At 43.5% G+C, this 17,323-nt stretch carries 18 protein-coding genes; 17 read left to right on the forward strand and 1 reads right to left on the reverse strand.

Translation table 11 applies throughout. The features are described 5' to 3' along the window. Positions 1-239 precede the first annotated feature (239 nt). On the forward strand, positions 240-1,196 hold the full coding sequence (rluC, locus tag AC19MV_RS01520) for a 23S rRNA pseudouridine(955/2504/2580) synthase RluC (protein ID WP_498305399.1): 957 nt from the start codon (positions 240-242) through the stop codon (positions 1,194-1,196). A 45-nt stretch (positions 1,197-1,241) separates the two neighbouring features. Then, the gene (locus AC19MV_RS01525) at positions 1,242-1,889 is read left to right on the forward strand and encodes an HAD family hydrolase (protein ID WP_498305401.1); all 648 of its coding nucleotides are present in this window, start codon (positions 1,242-1,244) and stop codon (positions 1,887-1,889) included. Positions 1,890-1,984: 95 nt separating this feature from the next. On the opposite strand, the gene AC19MV_RS01530 is transcribed toward AC19MV_RS01525, so the two are convergent. After that, positions 1,985-2,602 (reverse strand): Maf family protein, encoded by a 618-nt coding sequence (locus AC19MV_RS01530; protein ID WP_498305402.1) that lies wholly within the window; start codon positions 2,600-2,602, stop codon positions 1,985-1,987. Positions 2,603-2,851: 249 nt separating this feature from the next. Between AC19MV_RS01530 and yceD the strand changes: the two genes are divergently transcribed. The 15 genes from yceD to AC19MV_RS01605 all read left to right on the forward strand — a co-directional run bounded on the left by yceD (position 2,852) and on the right by AC19MV_RS01605 (position 17,184). Beyond that, a complete protein-coding gene (gene yceD, locus AC19MV_RS01535; protein WP_432399701.1) occupies positions 2,852-3,376 on the forward strand; it encodes a 23S rRNA accumulation protein YceD in 525 nt (174 codons plus the stop codon). Positions 3,377-3,393: 17 nt separating this feature from the next. Further along, a complete protein-coding gene (rpmF, locus tag AC19MV_RS01540) occupies positions 3,394-3,564 on the forward strand; it encodes a 50S ribosomal protein L32 (protein WP_011636967.1) in 171 nt (56 codons plus the stop codon). A 15-nt stretch (positions 3,565-3,579) separates the two neighbouring features. Next, entirely contained in the window at positions 3,580-4,608 is a 1,029-nt protein-coding gene (gene plsX / locus AC19MV_RS01545) for a phosphate acyltransferase PlsX (RefSeq protein ID WP_432399700.1), read from the forward strand. Between the two features lie 8 nt (positions 4,609-4,616). Continuing rightward, entirely contained in the window at positions 4,617-5,576 is a 960-nt protein-coding gene (locus AC19MV_RS01550) for a beta-ketoacyl-ACP synthase III (RefSeq protein WP_498305404.1), read from the forward strand. A gap of 81 nt (positions 5,577-5,657) precedes the next feature. After that, positions 5,658-6,584 (forward strand): ACP S-malonyltransferase, encoded by a 927-nt coding sequence (gene fabD, locus AC19MV_RS01555; RefSeq protein WP_432399698.1) that lies wholly within the window; start codon positions 5,658-5,660, stop codon positions 6,582-6,584. Positions 6,585-6,594: 10 nt separating this feature from the next. Then, a complete protein-coding gene (fabG, locus tag AC19MV_RS01560; RefSeq protein ID WP_498297561.1) occupies positions 6,595-7,341 on the forward strand; it encodes a 3-oxoacyl-ACP reductase FabG in 747 nt (248 codons plus the stop codon). Positions 7,342-7,504: 163 nt separating this feature from the next. Continuing rightward, positions 7,505-7,738 (forward strand): acyl carrier protein, encoded by a 234-nt coding sequence (acpP, locus tag AC19MV_RS01565; protein ID WP_011496723.1) that lies wholly within the window; start codon positions 7,505-7,507, stop codon positions 7,736-7,738. 163 nt (positions 7,739-7,901) lie between these two features. Continuing rightward, positions 7,902-9,143: a beta-ketoacyl-ACP synthase II gene (fabF, locus tag AC19MV_RS01570; RefSeq protein ID WP_432399696.1), complete on the forward strand. Its 1,242-nt coding sequence runs from the start codon at positions 7,902-7,904 to the stop codon at positions 9,141-9,143. A gap of 90 nt (positions 9,144-9,233) precedes the next feature. Continuing rightward, entirely contained in the window at positions 9,234-9,722 is a 489-nt protein-coding gene (locus AC19MV_RS01575; RefSeq protein WP_432399695.1) for an acyl-CoA thioesterase, read from the forward strand. Between the two features lie 13 nt (positions 9,723-9,735). After that, a complete protein-coding gene (locus AC19MV_RS01580; RefSeq protein WP_498305406.1) occupies positions 9,736-10,611 on the forward strand; it encodes an NAD(P)-dependent oxidoreductase in 876 nt (291 codons plus the stop codon). A 370-nt stretch (positions 10,612-10,981) separates the two neighbouring features. Beyond that, the gene (gene cctA / locus AC19MV_RS01585) at positions 10,982-11,317 is read left to right on the forward strand and encodes a tetraheme c-type cytochrome CctA (RefSeq protein ID WP_498297558.1); all 336 of its coding nucleotides are present in this window, start codon (positions 10,982-10,984) and stop codon (positions 11,315-11,317) included. Positions 11,318-11,782: 465 nt separating this feature from the next. Further along, positions 11,783-14,551 (forward strand): nitrate reductase, encoded by a 2,769-nt coding sequence (locus tag AC19MV_RS01590; RefSeq protein ID WP_498305408.1) that lies wholly within the window; start codon positions 11,783-11,785, stop codon positions 14,549-14,551. Next, positions 14,551-15,423, forward strand: coding sequence for a uroporphyrinogen-III C-methyltransferase (gene cobA, locus AC19MV_RS01595; protein ID WP_498305409.1), 873 nt, complete (start codon positions 14,551-14,553; stop codon positions 15,421-15,423). Before AC19MV_RS01590 ends, cobA begins: the two co-directional genes overlap by 1 nt. Next, the gene (locus AC19MV_RS01600) at positions 15,416-16,591 is read left to right on the forward strand and encodes a glycosyl transferase (protein WP_498305410.1); all 1,176 of its coding nucleotides are present in this window, start codon (positions 15,416-15,418) and stop codon (positions 16,589-16,591) included. The genes cobA and AC19MV_RS01600 overlap by 8 nt, the downstream gene beginning before the upstream one ends. Then, complete coding sequence (locus AC19MV_RS01605; protein ID WP_498297552.1) at positions 16,579-17,184, forward strand: ANTAR domain-containing response regulator; 606 nt, start codon at positions 16,579-16,581, stop codon at positions 17,182-17,184. Before AC19MV_RS01600 ends, AC19MV_RS01605 begins: the two co-directional genes overlap by 13 nt. Positions 17,185-17,323: the final 139 nt, after the last annotated feature.

A 17,323-nucleotide genomic window follows, 5' to 3' on the forward strand; every position in this document is an offset into this window, starting at 1 on the left:
CAATGACTTGCTACCGATAAAGCTCATTTTCTTAATTGCAGTTCTTTCGCATTTGGTGAAAGTTGTGAACACTTTATCCACTGTTTACTCTCAACCTGAGCGCAAATATAGCAACAAACGCTATTGTCATCAATCAAAAGCCCATATTCTTTCATGTATTTATTTCAAGTCCGCCATGGTAATAGCCAATCATTTGCAAGATAAGGTACACTATTGCGGTTACTACTATATGGCGCATCATGAATACTGAAACTACCCCCCAAGTTGAATACGTGACTATCGACGAAGATCATTTTGAACAACGCATCGATAATTTTTTACTCACCAAATTAAAAGGTGTTCCTAAGAGCATGATCTATCGGATTGTGCGTAAAGGAGAAGTGCGCGTAAATAAAAAGCGCATAAAGCCAGAATACAAATTGCAAATCGGTGACATCGTGCGTGTTCCGCCGGTGAGAATGGCTGAGAAAGATAATCGCAAAGCGCCATCGCCTAATTTATCTCGAGTGTCGCAGCTTGAAGAACGGATTATCCACGAAGATAATCATCTTATTGTGTTAAACAAACCTGCTGGTATTGCTGTACATGGTGGCAGTGGTGTTGATTATGGTGTGATTGAAGGGTTACGTTCACTGCGGCCACAACAGAAATTTTTAGAGCTAGTACACCGTTTAGATAAAGACACCTCAGGTGTGCTGCTTGTGGCTAAAAAACGCAGTGCATTAAAGCATTTACATGAGCAACTGCGCAGTAAAACCATGCAAAAGGATTATTTAGCCTTAGTGCGTGGCGATTGGCAAGCAAGCGATAAAGTGGTCAAAGCGCCTTTATTGAAAATTACCTTAAAATCGGGTGAACGAATTGTTCGCGTCAATAAAGAAGGTAAAGAGTCTGAGACTCGCTACAAAATCATGCAACGCTATCAAGGGTGTACTTTGGTTAAAGCCAGCCCTGTGACAGGTCGTACACATCAAATTCGTGTGCATTGCCAATATGCGGGCCATGCAATTGCCTGTGATGACAAATACAGTGAGCAACAATTTGATGACAGCATGAGAGCGTTAGGATTAGACCGCCTGTTTTTGCATGCGGCTGAGCTCAAGTTTACTCATCCTGAAAATAATGAAGTCATGCAAGTCAAAGCACCATTAGATGAAATATTACTGAATACTTTGGACAAGCTCAAACGAACTTAAACCACAGTATGTGCAATGTGTTGAATCAAAAAAGTAAGGCATAACGTGAAGCGTAAAGACAAAGCATTTGATTTAGTCATCTTTGACTGGGATGGCACGTTAATGGACACCGTGGGTAAAATTGTGTCCTGCATGCAAGGTGTGGCGCATGAGTTAGCATTAACGGTGCCGACTGAGCAACAAGTAAGAGATGTGATTGGATTGTCTTTGCCTACGATTATGCCGATTTTGTTTGCCGGGCATCAAGATCATCAACAAATTATTGATTGTTACCGTCGCCATCATTTAGCCAGCGATTATCCAACACCGTTATTCGACGGTGTGGAATTATTGATTAAGCAGCTACATGACGCTGGGTATTTATTAGCAATTGCGACGGGCAAAGCACGCGAGGGGTTAGATAGGGTACTTGAGTTGACTGGGCTTGATCAGTATTTTCATGCATCACGTTGTGCTAGTGATTCTCAAAGTAAACCGCACCCAGAAATGCTTCAAAGTTTGTTAAGTCATTTTGAGATCAGCGCTGACAAAGCGATTATGATTGGTGATTCAATTCATGACTTAACCATGGCCAATAACGCTAACATGGCCAGTATTGGTGTGAGTTATGGTGCCCATGATGAAGCGCGGTTACAAGTGCTTCAGCCTTTGGCTATTGTGAGTCAAGCTTCTGCAATTCGCGATTACTTGTAATATGATGTTGGGCTTCACGATATTGATTGAAAGCCCTCATTTACACACAGCTTTTTCGTAAAGTCTGCTTATTCCCGCCTACTTATTATTTACGACTAACTTCTCATCACGGATGACTTACTTAACACATCCATACCTTGTTGTTGTAGCAACTCAATTAGTTTAATTAATGGCAGGCCAATCAAGGTATTGGGGTCATCACCTTCTAAACGGCTAAACAGCGCAATCCCTAGGCCTTCACTTTTAAAACTTCCCGCACAATATAAAGGTTGCTCTGTTTCGACATAATAGCGGATCTGTGCTTGCGTTAAGCTTTTAAAATGTACTGTAAAAGGTTCGATGCACGATAACATCTGCTGTGTGACTTGGTTATATACGGCAAGCCCAGTATAAAAGGTTATGGCCTGGCCAGATGCGGCACTTAGTTGGGCAATCGCATTGTCGACAGTATGGGGTTTACCGATAATCTGCCCGTTTATCACTGCGACTTGATCTGAACCAATAATTAATTGTGTTGAATCTGTTTTAATCGCTAATTTGGCACCCGCGAGCGCTTTTTGCTCAGCTAAACGTTGCACTAATGCCGTTGCTGTTTCATTTTGCTGTGGTGTTTCGTCTATATCGGGATTAACACAGTCAAATGGTTGCATTAATTTTTGCAATAGTTGCTGCCGAAAAGGGGACGTTGATGCGAGTATAAGATTGAAATTCATCGGGTTTATTTCACTATTTATTTATCAATAATCAATTATCGTGCAGTTTACTGCATTCATTAGGTCAAATGGAGTATTTTTCACCGAGTAATGCTTGTGTGATGGGGTTTGGTTCGGTAAAATTTGCCAACTTTCAAATTCAATGCCGGATTAAAGAATACCTAAATAGTCAGTGTTAGGTGAGATGACCGTATTTTTACGGAAATTTTCTTTGACTCCAGCGTTTTCAAACTATAATATGCGCGCCTTATGCAAACAGTAAAGATACCGGTTTCAATTGATCCTATACGCGCTGCCTCAAGCGGCCTTCGTTATGAAGGTTTCGTGCCAGGTGAGCAACTTAAGCGATTAAGCGAGTTATGTGCCGGCGACTGTTCCAACGTAGTTGTGTCGTTGGAATGTGGCGTCGACTTACAGGGGATAGTCTACCTTCGCGGGAAGGCTGTGACGGAGCTCACTCTGCTATGTCAACGTTGCATGACACAATATACTACGGAGGTTACGGTCGACTTTTGTTTTAGTCCTTGTAAGACTGAGGCAGAAATCGATGAGCTCCCGGATGCGTATGACCCAATTGAGTGTAATGAGATTGGCGAAGTACGTCTGCATCAATTGATTGAAGATGAATTGATAGTCGCTATGCCGATCATCCCTATGCATGAAGATACTGATTGCAAATTAGGGTCGAAAGATATAGTTGTAGGCGAGATCGAACCCGCTCATGAGGAGCGTCCAAATCCGTTTGCAGTGTTAGAAAAACTGAAGAGCAAGTAATCTAGGAGACAGGTCAAATGGCTGTACAACAGAATAAAAAATCACGTTCAAAGCGCGGCATGCGTCGTTCACATGATTCATTGAGCACTGCTCAATTATCAGTAGACGCTACTAGCGGTGAATTACATCTACGTCACAACGTGACTGCTGATGGTTTTTACCGCGGTAAAAAGGTAATCAACAAGTAATTTGTTGATTATCTGATGACAAATCTGACGCTTGCGTTAGATGCGATGGGGGGCGATCACGGTCCCCACGTGACAGTGCCTGCAGCAATGCAGGCACTGAAATTTCATAACACCCTCAAAATTATTTTGGTTGGTAATCAAACCGAAATTCAAAAATATTTACCTCAAACACCTTCTACTGATTTAGACCGTATTGAAATAATCCATACCACCGAAGTTGTCACCATGTGTGATAGGCCCGTTCATGCTTTGCGTTCACGTAAAAACAGTTCAATGAGAATTGCTCTGGAATTAGTACGAGACGGAAAAGCGGCCGCTTGCGTCAGCGCAGGTAACACGGGTGCATTAATGGCAATGGCAAAAGTATTGCTAAAAACCTTACCGGGTATTGATAGGCCTGCATTAGTGTCTTGTTTACCTGCGGTTACTGGCAAGCCGGTTTATTTGCTCGATTTAGGTGCAAACGTCTCTTGTGACTCTGAAGCATTATTTCAATTCGCCATTATGGGTTCGGTTTTATGTGAAGCCGTCCATAAAAAAGCGCGCCCGAAAGTGGCATTATTGAATGTGGGCATCGAAGAAGTAAAAGGCAACGATCAAGTTCAACAAGCTGCACAGTTGTTACAACACACCGATCAAGTCAATTACATTGGCTTTGTTGAAGGTGACGAAATTTATACTGGTAATGTCGATGTCATTGTTTGTGATGGTTTTGTTGGTAACATTACCCTTAAAACTTCCGAAGGCATTGCCAAGTTATTAGTGCATCAATTAAAGCGCGGTTTAAAAGACGGCTTTTTTGTACGTTTACTCTCCAAACTCATCGCTCCACACATACAAGCTGTACTCAGTAAGATGAACCCCGACCACTATAATGGTGCAAGTCTGATAGGATTGCGCGGAATAGTAGTAAAGAGTCATGGTAACGCGGATGAAGCTGCATTTTTACAAGCATTAAATTTAGCAGCAACAGAAGCAAAACGTCGTCTTCCTGAAATGATTAAAGATCGTTTGGAGTCGATTCTTTTAGACATCAATAGCTGATCTCATATATGCACACAAAAATTCTCGGAACAGGCAGTTATCTGCCTGTGCAAGTACGTAGCAATCAAGATCTCGAAAAAATGGTTGAAACCAATGACCAATGGATTGTTGACCGAACCGGTATCTCTGAGCGGCGCATCGCTGCTGTAGACGAGTCGGTGGCAACCATGGGCCATCAAGCGGCATTAAAAGCGCTTGAAATGGCCGGCATTGATGCCAGCGAGTTAGACATGATTGTCTGTGGCACCACAAGTGCAACCAATGCATTCCCTGCAGCAGCCTGCGAAATTCAAGCCTTACTCGGCGTTAAAAATATTCCAGCCTTTGATATTGCCGCCGCATGTTCAGGGTTTGTGTATGCGTTGTCTGTCGCCGACCAATTCGTCAAAACAGGTGCCGCTAAAAAAGTATTAGTCATTGGCTCTGATGTATTGTCGCGCATGTGCGACCCTGCCGATCGAACAACTGTGATTCTATTTGGTGATGGTGCAGGTGCTGCTGTTATTGGCGCAAGTGATACACCAGGTATTATTGCGACCCATATTTATGCTGATGGTAGTCAAGGCGACTTATTAAAGTGCGCTTTTCCTCCTCGCTCTGGTGAAGGTTCAGAAGCCGTTAGTTTTATGACAATGAAAGGCAATGACGTATTTAAAGTTGCCGTCACTCAGTTATCGAATGTGGTCACTGAAACTTTGCGTTTAAATAACGTCGATAAGTCTGAAATTGACTGGTTAGTGCCGCATCAAGCCAATTTCCGCATTATTAATGCCACTGCCAAAAAACTCAATATGAGTTTAGATAAAGTGGTATTGACGTTAGCCAGACACGGTAATACGTCCGCAGCCTCAGTGCCTATTGCGCTTGATGAAGCCGTGCGTGATGGTCGTATTCAACGTGGTCAATTATTATTGCTCGAAGCCTTTGGTGGCGGTTTTGCATGGGGCAGTGCCCTCATTCGTTATTAATGTTTAAATTTACTCTTATTTAAATATGCTTTTATTTAAATGTGCAGTTACTTAAATCAATTCTTATACAGGTAAGTGTTTATGGAAAATGTTGCTTTTGTATTCCCTGGTCAAGGTTCTCAGGCTGTTGGAATGTTAGCAGACTTGGCACAGTCTAACGACATTATTGGGCAAACTTTTGCCGAAGCGAGTCACGCGTTAGGTTATGATTTATGGGATTTAGTGGCCAATGGCCCAGTTGAAACGTTAAACGAGACAGATAAAACTCAGCCAGCATTACTGACAGCAAGTGTGGCGATTTGGCGTGCATATCAAGCATCTAACAAGCCAATGCCAAGTTTGTTAGCGGGTCACAGCTTAGGTGAGTATTCTGCTTTAGTGTGTGCTGGGGTGATTGAATTTACCGATGCCGTTAAATTAGTTGAGCTGCGTGGTAAATTAATGCAACAAGCTGTGCCAGCAGGTTCTGGTGCGATGTTTGCCATTATTGGGCTCGATGATGAGGCCATTGCCGCGGCGTGTGCTGAATCTGCCCAAGGTGATGTTGTCAGTCCAGTTAACTATAACAGCCCAGGTCAAGTCGTGATTGCCGGTGAAAAAGCCGCAGTTGAACGCGCAGCCGCTGCGTGTAAAGCCGCTGGTGCGAAAATGGCCGTAGCTTTGCCTGTAAGTGTGCCATCTCACTGTGCGCTTATGAAGCCTGCTGCTGATGAATTAGCTAAAGCGTTAGTTAATGTGACGTTCTCTGCCCCAAGCATTAATGTGATTAATAACGTCGATGTTGCTATGCCAACTGACGCTGATTTAATAAAAGAGGCTTTAGTGCGTCAATTATATTGCCCAGTTCGCTGGAGCGAGACGGTTGAGTTTATGGCGACACAAGGTGTTACAAATTTAGTTGAGTGTGGGCCTGGTAAAGTATTAACCGGGTTAACAAAAAGAATTAATAAATCCATATCCGCTCAAGCGGTAAATGATGTTGCTTCATTTGCGGCATTAACCGAATAAAGGAGTTTTTATGAGCTTTAACATCAGTCTAGACGGCAAGGTAGCGTTAGTTACCGGCGCGAGTCGTGGCATTGGCCGTGCAATTGCTGAATCGCTACAACAAGCAGGTGCAGTCGTTATTGGTACCGCGACCAGTGAAAAAGGCGCGGCAGCAATTCAGCAATACCTAGGTGACAAAGGCTTTGGGATGGTGTTAAATGTCACTGATACTCAATCGGTTGCCGATTTGTATAGCCAGATCAAAGAAAAAACGGGTGATGTTGATATTCTTATTAACAACGCTGGTATCACTCGCGACAATTTATTGATGCGGATGAAAGATGATGAATGGCAAGACATTATTGACACCAATTTGACGTCATTATTTAAATTGTCTAAACCTGTAATGCGATCTATGATGAAAAAACGTTTCGGACGTATTATCAGTATCGGTTCAGTAGTAGGTACAATGGGTAATGCTGGTCAAGTAAATTACTCGGCGGCAAAAGCGGGTTTGATAGGGTTTACAAAATCTCTTGCAAGAGAGGTTGCATCTCGTCAAATAACAGTGAATGCTATTGCACCTGGATTTATTCAGACAGATATGACAGATGAGCTGACACCTGAGCAGCAACAAGCTATTATGTCGCAAGTTCCGATGGAACGTTTAGGGCAAGCACAAGAAATTGCCAATGCAGTATTGTTTTTGGCCTCGGATTCAGCCGCTTACATCACAGGCGAAACATTGCATGTGAATGGCGGTATGTACATGGTTTAAGGGCGATAGGTAGGAAACTACCTTCATTTGAGTCAGTGTTAGTGACAATTCAATGTTAATTTTTGTGGTTAGACCACAAAATCTAAGCTTGCATTGTTATCTAATTCGAATAAACTACTCGCAATCTTACGCAAGTGCGTAATTTGAATAGGAAAGAAAACTAATGAGCAACATCGAAGAACGTGTAAAGAAAATCATCATCGAACAACTTGGCGTTAAAGAAGAAGACGTTAAATCAGCTGCTTCTTTTGTAGACGATTTAGGCGCTGATTCTCTAGACACGGTTGAATTGGTTATGGCTCTAGAAGAAGAGTTTGATACCGAGATCCCTGACGAAGAAGCTGAAAAGATCACTACTGTTCAAGCAGCGATCGATTACGTTTCTAAGAATCAGTAATCAAGAATTCACATTGACAGGCGGCATTTATGCCGCCTGTTTTTGTTTAAAGCATTTGTAAACGCTCGTTCCATTTAATTGCACTAACATATCCCTTCTTATACTCCTTTAGCGTTATCGCAATAATGGCATCGTGGCAGATTTTTATTTAAAGGTGAATATCATGTCTAAACGTCGTGTCGTCATCACAGGTCTTGGACTTGTGACTCCAGTAGGTAATGATGTCGAGTCTTCTTGGAATGCCTTATTGGCAGGCCAAAGTGGTATCGCGCCAATCACTAAATTTGATGCCAGCGAATTTGGCACGCGTTTTAGTGGTTCGGTTAAAGATTTTGATGTCGAAAAATACTTAACAAAAAAAGATGCACGTAAAATGGATTTGTTTATCCAATACGGCATGGCCGCAGGCATTCAAGCCGTTACCGATTCAGGCTTAGACATGAGCCAAGAAAATCCAGCTCGTGTGGGCACTGCAATCGGTGCTGGTATGGGGGGGATGTGGTTAATTGAACAAGGCCATTCGGCATTATTAAATGGTGGACCACGTAAAGTGTCGCCATTCTTTGTGCCGAGCACCATTATTAACATGATCGCAGGCCATTTATCGATTATGTATGGCATGACAGGTCCTAACTTTGCAGTGACGACCGCTTGTACTACAGGCGTTCATAATATCGGTTTTGCCGCCCGTACTATTGCTTATGGCGATGCCGATGTAATGGTTGCTGGCGGTGCAGAAGATGTCACCAGTCCATTGGGCGTAGCCGGTTTTAGCGCAGCTAAAGCATTATCAACCCGTAATGACGATCCAACCGCAGCTAGCCGCCCATGGGACAAAGACCGTGATGGTTTTGTGATTGGCGATGGTGCCGGCGTTATTGTCATGGAAGAATATGAACGTGCTAAAGCGCGCGGTGCTAAAATTTACGGCGAATTAGTGGGTTTTGGTATGAGCGGCGATGCATTTCACATGACCTCGCCGCCAAGTGATGGCGCAGGTGCAGCAGCTGCAATGGTTAATGCTATTAACGATGCACAGATCCAAAAAGAACAAGTGGGTTACATCAATGCCCATGGCACTTCAACTCATGCCGGCGATAAAGCTGAAGCTGCCGCGGTTAAAGCGGTATTTGGCCCACATGCTTATGATTTGTTGGTGAGTTCAACTAAGTCAATGACAGGGCATTTACTTGGCGCAGCAGGTGCGATTGAAGCCATCATTACTTTGCTTGCGCTTCGAGATCAACACGTACCGCCAACGATTAACCTAGATAACCCAGATGAAGGATGCGATTTAGACTTTGTTGCGCATACTTCACGCCGCCATCAATTTGATTACGCGTTATGTAATTCATTTGGTTTTGGTGGAACGAATGGTTCGCTACTATTCAAAAAAATAGATTAATATTGTTCAAGATAAAAAGCGCCTAGTGCGCTTTTTTTGTATCGGTACAAAGTGTATCGTTGATACACCATCGAATGACTGGGAGGCTTTATGGCCGGTAAAGATAGAAAGCTTACATTACGTTTTTTGGCCGAACCTGCAGATGTGAACTTTGGCGGTAAAGTGCACGGTGGTGCTGTAATGAAATGGATCGATTTAGCCGCATATGCAACTGCTGCGGGTTGGAGCGGTAAATATTGCATTACGGTTTATGCTGGCGGGATCCGTTTTGTTAAACCTATCCATGTAGGCAATATTGTTGAGGTAACGGGTAAAGTGATTTACACCGGTACAACATCAATGCATATTGCGATAGATGTAAAAGCGGGCGATCCCAAAGAATCAGAACGTCATTTAACCACTCATTGTATTGTTATCATGGTTGCAGTAGATGATGAAGGTCATCCAACATCGGTTCCTGAGTGGATCCCGGCAACAGCAGATGATATTCGTTTACGTGATAGTGCTTTACGTTTAATGGATATGCGTAAGCGTATCGGTGCTGAAATGGAAGCACACGTTAAACCTTCAGTTGAATAAATAAGGAAAAATCATGGCCAAGGTCGCATTTATTGGTTTAGGCGTAATGGGATACCCGATGGCGGGGCATTTAGTTAAAAATGGCCATGAGGTCACTGTATATAACCGTACAAGCTCAAAAGCTGCTCAGTGGGTTGAACAATTTGGTGGTCAATCTGCCGCTACACCTAAAGAAGCAGCGAAAGGCCAAGATATCGTGTTTACCTGTGTCGGTAATGATGATGACTTGCGTCAAGTGGTATTAGGTGAGCACGGCGTCGTACAGGGTATGCACGCAGGTACGATTTTGGTTGACCATACCACGGCTTCAGCTGATGTTGCCCGTGAGATTGCAGAGCATATTCAACCACTCAATATTGGCTTTTTAGATGCGCCAGTATCTGGCGGCCAGGCTGGCGCTGAAAAAGGCCTATTAACGGTAATGATGGGCGGTGAGCAAGTCCATTTTGATGCTGTTAAATCTGTTCTTACTGCTTACAGTCGCTGTGCTGAACTGTTAGGGCCTGTGGGATCAGGGCAATTGACTAAAATGGTCAATCAAATTTGTATCGCCGGTGTGGTTCAAGGATTGGCTGAAGGGCTTCACTTTGCTAAGAGTGCCGGTTTAGATGGCCTTAAAGTGATTGAAGTGATCAGTAAAGGTGCTGCGCAAAGCTGGCAAATGGAGAATCGTTATCAAACCATGTGGCAAGGTCAATATGATTTTGGTTTTGCGATTGATTGGATGCGTAAAGATTTAGGCATTGCATTAGATGAAGCTCGCCGAAATGGTAGTCATTTACCGGTTACCGCATTGGTCGATCAGTTTTATTCAGAAGTGCAAGCGATGAAAGGTAACCGTTGGGATACCTCGAGTTTACTGGCTAGGTTAGAAAAATCTAGAAGTTAACTTAGACAATATATTCAGTTTACTATTGTTAGCCTCAACATTGATTGGGGCTTTTTTTGGCTTATAAAAACCAATACATAAGGTGTTGCTACATTAGGCTTTTCTGGCGTGAAAGTTAATTTAATCACTAAAAACCATCGAGTTACATGATGTAGCGCACATATTCAAACAAGTAAGACTGTTATTATTGCTTAATCTAAATTAATTTTGCTTAAAGTGAATTAATTTACTACTTTTATATTGTCGCTCAATTTTGATTTCGGTCGATATAAAGGGGTGAGTTAATTCTTAAGTAAAGTGTCGTGCTTCAGTGTAAGACCCGCGTCAGATAATAAGAATGCGGGCATACACTAAATTGGAGGAATGAATAATGAGCAACAAACTACTCAGCGCATTGTTTGCGGCAGGTTTCGCGGTAATGATGATGTCTTCTGCATCATTTGCTGCTGATGAAACCCTCGCAGAGTTTCACGTTGAAATGGGTGGCTGTGAAAACTGCCATGCTAATGAAGAGCCATCAGCTGATGGTGCATATGAATTTGAACAATGTCAAAGTTGCCATGGTTCACTTGCAGAGATGGATGATACCCATAAAGCGCATGATGGTGCGTTAATGTGTGCAGATTGTCATGCTCCGCATGAAATTAAAGTTGGCGAAAAACCAACGTGTGACACATGTCATGATGATGGCCGTACTGCTAAATAAGTTGTCCCGCTGATTAAAAATACCGACATTAATGTCGGTATTTTTGTTTCTGGCCTCTTTCAAAACCGAGAAGTATAAATCTAATACCATTGCGTGCTAATAAGTGATGACTCGCCAGAAAGAAATACTCCAGCCGCTTTTGCTCTGCTTTCTCGCTATTTGAAGGAGAGCAACCATCAAGACACAATAGAGATAGCGACGCCTTAATCAAAAACCGCTGGGCGCATTCTGAGTGGTCACTTAATAATGCGGATGGGTATTCCTACCTCTTTATAGGTATTTAATTTCTTTTGTTTTCAAATAGATGCGCGCTTTAAGTGCATGCGTTTGCACTTATGTTGCGCAAATGTAGCGTTGAATACCAGTCTGTTTTTTCTATTTCTAAGTTAAATCAGTAAGTTAATTTTTTGGCACAGCTTTCGCAGTAATACCATCATGAAATGGTTAATGTGAAAGGGTCAATGTATGTCAATAATCCAATCAAGTTGTGCTTATTGTGGTGTCGGGTGCGGCGTTAGCGTGTCCTCGACTCAAGCCGATTGGGTTGACGTTGATGTGTCTTCTTTAACCTTGATCGGTGATAAACATCACCCTGCAAATTATGGTCACTTGTGTGCAAAAGGTGAGCGACTGCTTGACAGTTTAGCGCAACCCAATGTGCTGCGTTATCCTGTTTTACGCTCAGGTAAACCCATTCCGTGGGATCAGGCCAGTTCGTTAATTGCTGATAAATTTGCGCAAACTATCGCCCAGTACGGAGCCAATTCTGTTGCACTTTATCTTTCAGGCCAGTTACTCACCGAAGATTATTATGTGGCAAACAAATTTGCCAAAGGTTATTTAAAAACGGCAAATGTCGATACTAATTCACGTTTATGCATGTCATCTGCAGTGAGTGCTATGCAGCGGGCATTTGGTGAAGATGTGGTTCCAGGTTGTTATGACGATATTGAACATGCAGAAGTCATTGTATTAATTGGTGCGAATACCGCTTGGACTCATCCAGTGTTATTTCAACGGATATTGGCAGCAAAAAAAACCAATAACACAACGTTAGTGGTTATTGATCCAGTTACAACCGCGACAGCAAAACAAGCTGACCTACATTTAGCGATTACGCCAGGTGCCGATTTAGCCTTGTTCCACGGTTTGTTAGGCTACTTGGCGGATAATGAACGTGTTAATCATGAATACATTAATGCGCATACCGACGGTTTTGATGTTGTGGTAAGTCACGCCAAACAATTGAGTACAGATCTACTTGGCCTTGCAAAGCAAGTGGGGTTAACCGAGTCAACATTGAAACAATTTTATCAATTGTTTATTCAACATAAAGCCATACTGACAGCATCATGCCAAGGCGTTAACCAGTCTGTTATTGGCACCGATACCACCAATGCGATTATTAATTGTCATTTAGCCTTAGGGCATATTGGCCAAGCAGGATGTGGTTTTTTCTCATTAACGGGTCAACCTAATGCGATGGGCGGTCGCGAAGTAGGGGGATTAGCCACTCAACTGGCTTGTCATATGGGATTTTCTCAATCGGAACGTGAACTACTCGCCGATTTTTGGCAGGTCGATACCGTTGCTGACAAAAAAGGCTTAGCCGCTGTCGACATGTTTGATGCCTTAGCAGACGGTAAAATAAAAGCCATTTGGATTATGGGCACCAATCCTGTGGTGTCATTGCCTAACAGTAATAAAATTGCTAAAGCCTTGGCCGATTGTCCTTTTGTGGTGGTGTCTGAAATAAGCCCTGATTCTGATACAGCTAAATTTGCAGACGTATTATTACCCGCTCAAGGTTGGTCTGAAAAATGCGGAACAGTGACCAATAGTGAACGCACAATAAGCCGTCAGCGGGGCTTTATTACCCCCAAAGGACAAAGCAAAGCGGATTGGTGGGCCATAAGCCAAGTGGCGCAAAAAATGGGTTTTCAAGGATTTGAGTTTGACAACAGCGCTAGCGTGTTTCGTGAGTTTGCCGCGTTGTCGGCAAACGTTAAGCAGGCATTTCCCAATAAGATATTTGATATAAGCGGGTTAACCGATTTAAGCCAACAAGAATATGACGATTTAAGACCGACTCAGTGGCCAATAGCATCAGCTGAACACATTGGTCAGCAAGGGCTGCGAGTATTTAGTGATGGGGTATTTGCTACGCCGACAGGAAAAGCACAATTCATTTTCCCCGCTAAGACGGTAACGCAAGTGGCTGCGAATGTCGCTAAACAGGCTAGCGTATTACTTAACAGTGGCCGCAGTCGCGATCAATGGCACACTATGACTCGCACAGGTCATATTGCGAGTCTACGAGCAAGTATTCCAGAGCCTGTAATACAACTTCATCCTGATAACCTCGCGAGCTTTTCTATTGCAGATGGCGACCTTGTGACTATCGGCTCCGCCGCAGACAAAGAATCTACTTCATTTGCTCTGGCCAGGGTGGTGGTTGATCAAAATATACCGCTTGAGATGGCAATGATGTCCATGCATTGGTCTAAGCAATTCTCATTAGGCAAAGGGATTAATCAATACCTCGATAGCCGAGTCGACCCAGTATCACAGCAACCCGGATATAAGTGTCAAGATGTGGTACTGAAGCCTGTCGAACTGGCATTGCAAGGTGTGGTGTTTGGTTTGCACGATCCTGAAGCGCAAGGTTTATGCTGGCAAGTCGCTCAAACATTAACCACCGGAATATGTCATCACGTCGGATTTACTGATGCAGAGGAGGGGTTTGCTTATCAAGCTACTGCCCACTCACTTGCCTGGTCAGCTAATGTTCATGGCCAGCGTCTGCATGTGCAATGCAATATGGAAAAGGGCATTGTTAGCGCGATTAAAGTGCTGTCTCACACTCGGGTTAACCTAGCCGTTGAGCCGCTGAATGCCTTTATTGGAAAGCCCGTCGACAACACGTTTATAAAGCAGTTACATCAACAAATTAATGCCGGTAATAGTCCGTTAATTTGTGCCTGTACCGGGGTGACTGATGCACAAATTGCCGATGAGATAAATGCGCAGTTTGACCAACAAATATTTCATGATGGTAAGCAACATCTGCAATTTAATAAGGCATTAGATGTTACGCAATCAAGCTTAGGGTGTGGTCGACAATGTGGCAGCTGTAATAGTGAAGTGAAGCAATGTGCTCAAAACCATTGGCAACAGGCTTTATCGTACATCGAACTTGAATACGCTACTGCAACAGAAGAGGATGTCGCCTAATGAATACGGTAGATGGATTAATCAAAGGTGTTAACTCTGTTGGCGTCGCTTGTGCAGATGTGCTGCAAGCGGGTGAGGTTGCCATTGTTGGCGCTGGGTGTGGTCAACTCGATTTAATGACCATAAAAGCTGCGCGCATTGTCGCCCAAGCAGATGCATTAGTTTACGACAGCCTAGTGAGTAGCGATATTTTGACTTTAGTTGATACACATTGTCAGCGTCACTTTGTCGGTAAGCGTTGCGGCCAACCAAGTATTAAACAAGATGACATCAATGCGCTATTGCTAAAGCTTGCGCTACAAGGTTTGAAAGTGGTGCGCTTAAAAGGTGGCGACCCACATATTTTTGGCCGTGGATCTGAAGAAGCGCTTTATCTCGCCAAGCAGGGTATTCGTTCACAATTTATTGCCGGCGTCACAGCTGCTTTAGGTTGTGCATCAAGCACAGGGATCCCACTTACATTTCGCGGCATGGCTCGCAGTGTCACGCTGATCACTGGCACAAAAATGACCGATGTTGATAACGCTGTTGCGCCTAGCCAGTGGCAAGCATTATTAGCTGCGCAGTCGACCTTGGTTTTCTATATGGGAAAAGAGCAAGCGTCGCGTATTGCAACAGGCTTACTTACAGCACAATGCACCGCCAGTTTACCTGTCGCATTTATCACTAATGGAGGTCGGCCTAATCAAATTGTAACGTTTGCGACAGTGACTTCAATGGCTGATGCAGCGTTAACCATTAAAGACTCAGGACCCACGTTAATCATTATTGGCGAGGTGGTCAGTGTCGGCCAGCAACTTGCCTGTTTACTTGATGATATCGACTTGTCATCTTCACTGGACAATACACAATATGAGGCGCTGTATGCCTAAAATAGGTGAATTAACCCTGACATCTGCCGAAACATTTGATTTTCGGTTATTGATAAAAGCGTTGGGTAAAGGCGAAAAGGGATCTCGTTCGTTAACGTTTGCAGAAGCAAGTCTGTTACTCGAAGGGTTTGCGTTAGGGCATGCCACGCGAGTACAAATGGCGAGCGCAATGATGCTTATGCGAGTTCGCGGCGAAACCGTGGATGAAGTTGCCGGAATAGTCGCGGGATTACGTCATACGTTACATAGTGATTGGCAGTCTTTATCAGTCGATATTGATTGGCCTGTTTATGCAGGTAAACGTGAACAATTACCTTGGTTATTGCTGGTGGCAACATTGCTGGCTAAGCAAGGTGTCCGTGTGATGCTGCATGGCGATAGCCAAGCGTTACCGCATCGCCGTCATGTTGAGTCATGTTTAGATGCATTAAGTATTCGGTGTTGCACCACCCCTCAAAGTGCAGCGTTAGCATTAGCGTCTGACGGTATTGTCTATGTGCGCGCTGGTGACTTAGCCCCAGTGTTAGATGATTGTCGTCAATTACATCAAGAATTGGGATTACGCAGCGTCATTCAAACCGCTGCACGCTGTATTAATCCAAGTAACGCTCCAATCAGTTTGCGCAGTTATTTTCACCCAGGCTTAGATGATTTGCATCAACAGGTCAGCGAAGCATTATTTGCTAATAATGAATATCCAGCCGGTCATGTTGCGATTTTTAAAGGCTTGCAAGGCGAAACAGAATTTAACCCCAGAGTGGCTACGTTAATGAAAGTCGTCAGTAAAAAAGCGGCCAATGTAACCGTGTCTACCTCGACTATCCCGACATTATTAGCAGGCTTTTGTGGTGCAAAAGTGGGTCAGGCTGACCTGTCTAGCGACATCCTTGCGCTGTTATGGCGCGAAAATCAGTCATCGCTGGCAACTGAGCTTAGTGGTGTTATGTCGCGCACCATGATTGAGCAAGCATTGAGTAGTATTAGCGCGACATTAACTGCCGTAATACTGTTACTTAATCAGCAATCCCATATGGCAGGCGGTTCGCAACAATCATTGACGGTAGAGCAGGCCATTAGTTTAAGTCAGCAGTGTTGGGCAAATCGTTTGAGTGATGCGAATAACCTATTGGCTCAATGGCACAAAAAGGAGCGACCATGCGCAGTTTAATTTTTTGTGATGCAGGCTTTTCACTGGTGCCGGTCGTTGATTGTGATGTGGTGCAATACCAAGCTTGTTTGGCGGCATTTGGGCATGTCAGTGTGTTGACGTCAATTAGCCAAATTGAGCAACGTTTACATCAACAACATGTTGATACTTTACTCATTCTAACTGACCAATTGCATAGTCAAATTCAGGGGTTAATACAACGCACTTTGGCCATTAAACCTATGGTGATTATTGTTAATGCCAAGTCATGGCAACAAGATGTACTGTCACAATTACTTGATTGCGGACGAATCACTTTTATTCCCGACATGTTAACGGTGAATCGGTTAACCAGCGTGATTAGTTTGGCACAAATTCGCTTTAATGCCGCCAGTAAAACGCTCGCAGAATTTAAAAAATTAGACGAAGAGATCCGCAGCATTAAATTGCTGAGTAGGGCTAAATTGATTGTGATGCAACAAGGGTTTGATGAAACTAAAGCACACCAGATTATACAGCAGCAAGCGATGTTAAAAGGCATGTCGATGGCGCAAATGTCCGCACAAATTATTGCGCTGGTTAGCCAATCTGACCGTGCTCGTTTGGCGGAGTAAATAACATTGAACAGTGATGGTGCGCCCAATGTTGGTGCGGTTGAGCCTAAAAAGGACGTGTTATCACTACAAAGTTAACGTTGAATATTTAAAGTCTTTATAAATCAATTTATTACATAGTTTTATTTGTTGGCATAGA

The sequence above is a fragment of the Shewanella sp. MF05913 genome, assembly GCF_059758095.1.

Bases quoted from the DNA above. Each gene is read 5' to 3' on its own strand.
- rluC (WP_498305399.1), top strand. From the start codon at position 240: ATGAATACTGAAACTACCCCCCAAGTTGAATACGTGACTATCGACGAA.
- AC19MV_RS01530 (WP_498305402.1), bottom strand. From the start codon at position 2,602: ATGAATTTCAATCTTATACTCGCATCAACGTCCCCTTTTCGGCAGCAA.
- yceD (WP_432399701.1), top strand. From the start codon at position 2,852: ATGCAAACAGTAAAGATACCGGTTTCAATTGATCCTATACGCGCTGCC.
- rpmF (WP_011636967.1), top strand. From the start codon at position 3,394: ATGGCTGTACAACAGAATAAAAAATCACGTTCAAAGCGCGGCATGCGT.
- plsX (WP_432399700.1), top strand. From the start codon at position 3,580: ATGACAAATCTGACGCTTGCGTTAGATGCGATGGGGGGCGATCACGGT.
- AC19MV_RS01550 (WP_498305404.1), top strand. From the start codon at position 4,617: ATGCACACAAAAATTCTCGGAACAGGCAGTTATCTGCCTGTGCAAGTA.
- fabD (WP_432399698.1), top strand. From the start codon at position 5,658: ATGGAAAATGTTGCTTTTGTATTCCCTGGTCAAGGTTCTCAGGCTGTT.
- fabG (WP_498297561.1), top strand. From the start codon at position 6,595: ATGAGCTTTAACATCAGTCTAGACGGCAAGGTAGCGTTAGTTACCGGC.
- acpP (WP_011496723.1), top strand. From the start codon at position 7,505: ATGAGCAACATCGAAGAACGTGTAAAGAAAATCATCATCGAACAACTT.
- fabF (WP_432399696.1), top strand. From the start codon at position 7,902: ATGTCTAAACGTCGTGTCGTCATCACAGGTCTTGGACTTGTGACTCCA.
- AC19MV_RS01575 (WP_432399695.1), top strand. From the start codon at position 9,234: ATGGCCGGTAAAGATAGAAAGCTTACATTACGTTTTTTGGCCGAACCT.
- AC19MV_RS01580 (WP_498305406.1), top strand. From the start codon at position 9,736: ATGGCCAAGGTCGCATTTATTGGTTTAGGCGTAATGGGATACCCGATG.
- cctA (WP_498297558.1), top strand. From the start codon at position 10,982: ATGAGCAACAAACTACTCAGCGCATTGTTTGCGGCAGGTTTCGCGGTA.
- AC19MV_RS01590 (WP_498305408.1), top strand. From the start codon at position 11,783: ATGTCAATAATCCAATCAAGTTGTGCTTATTGTGGTGTCGGGTGCGGC.
- cobA (WP_498305409.1), top strand. From the start codon at position 14,551: ATGAATACGGTAGATGGATTAATCAAAGGTGTTAACTCTGTTGGCGTC.
- AC19MV_RS01600 (WP_498305410.1), top strand. From the start codon at position 15,416: ATGCCTAAAATAGGTGAATTAACCCTGACATCTGCCGAAACATTTGAT.
- AC19MV_RS01605 (WP_498297552.1), top strand. From the start codon at position 16,579: ATGCGCAGTTTAATTTTTTGTGATGCAGGCTTTTCACTGGTGCCGGTC.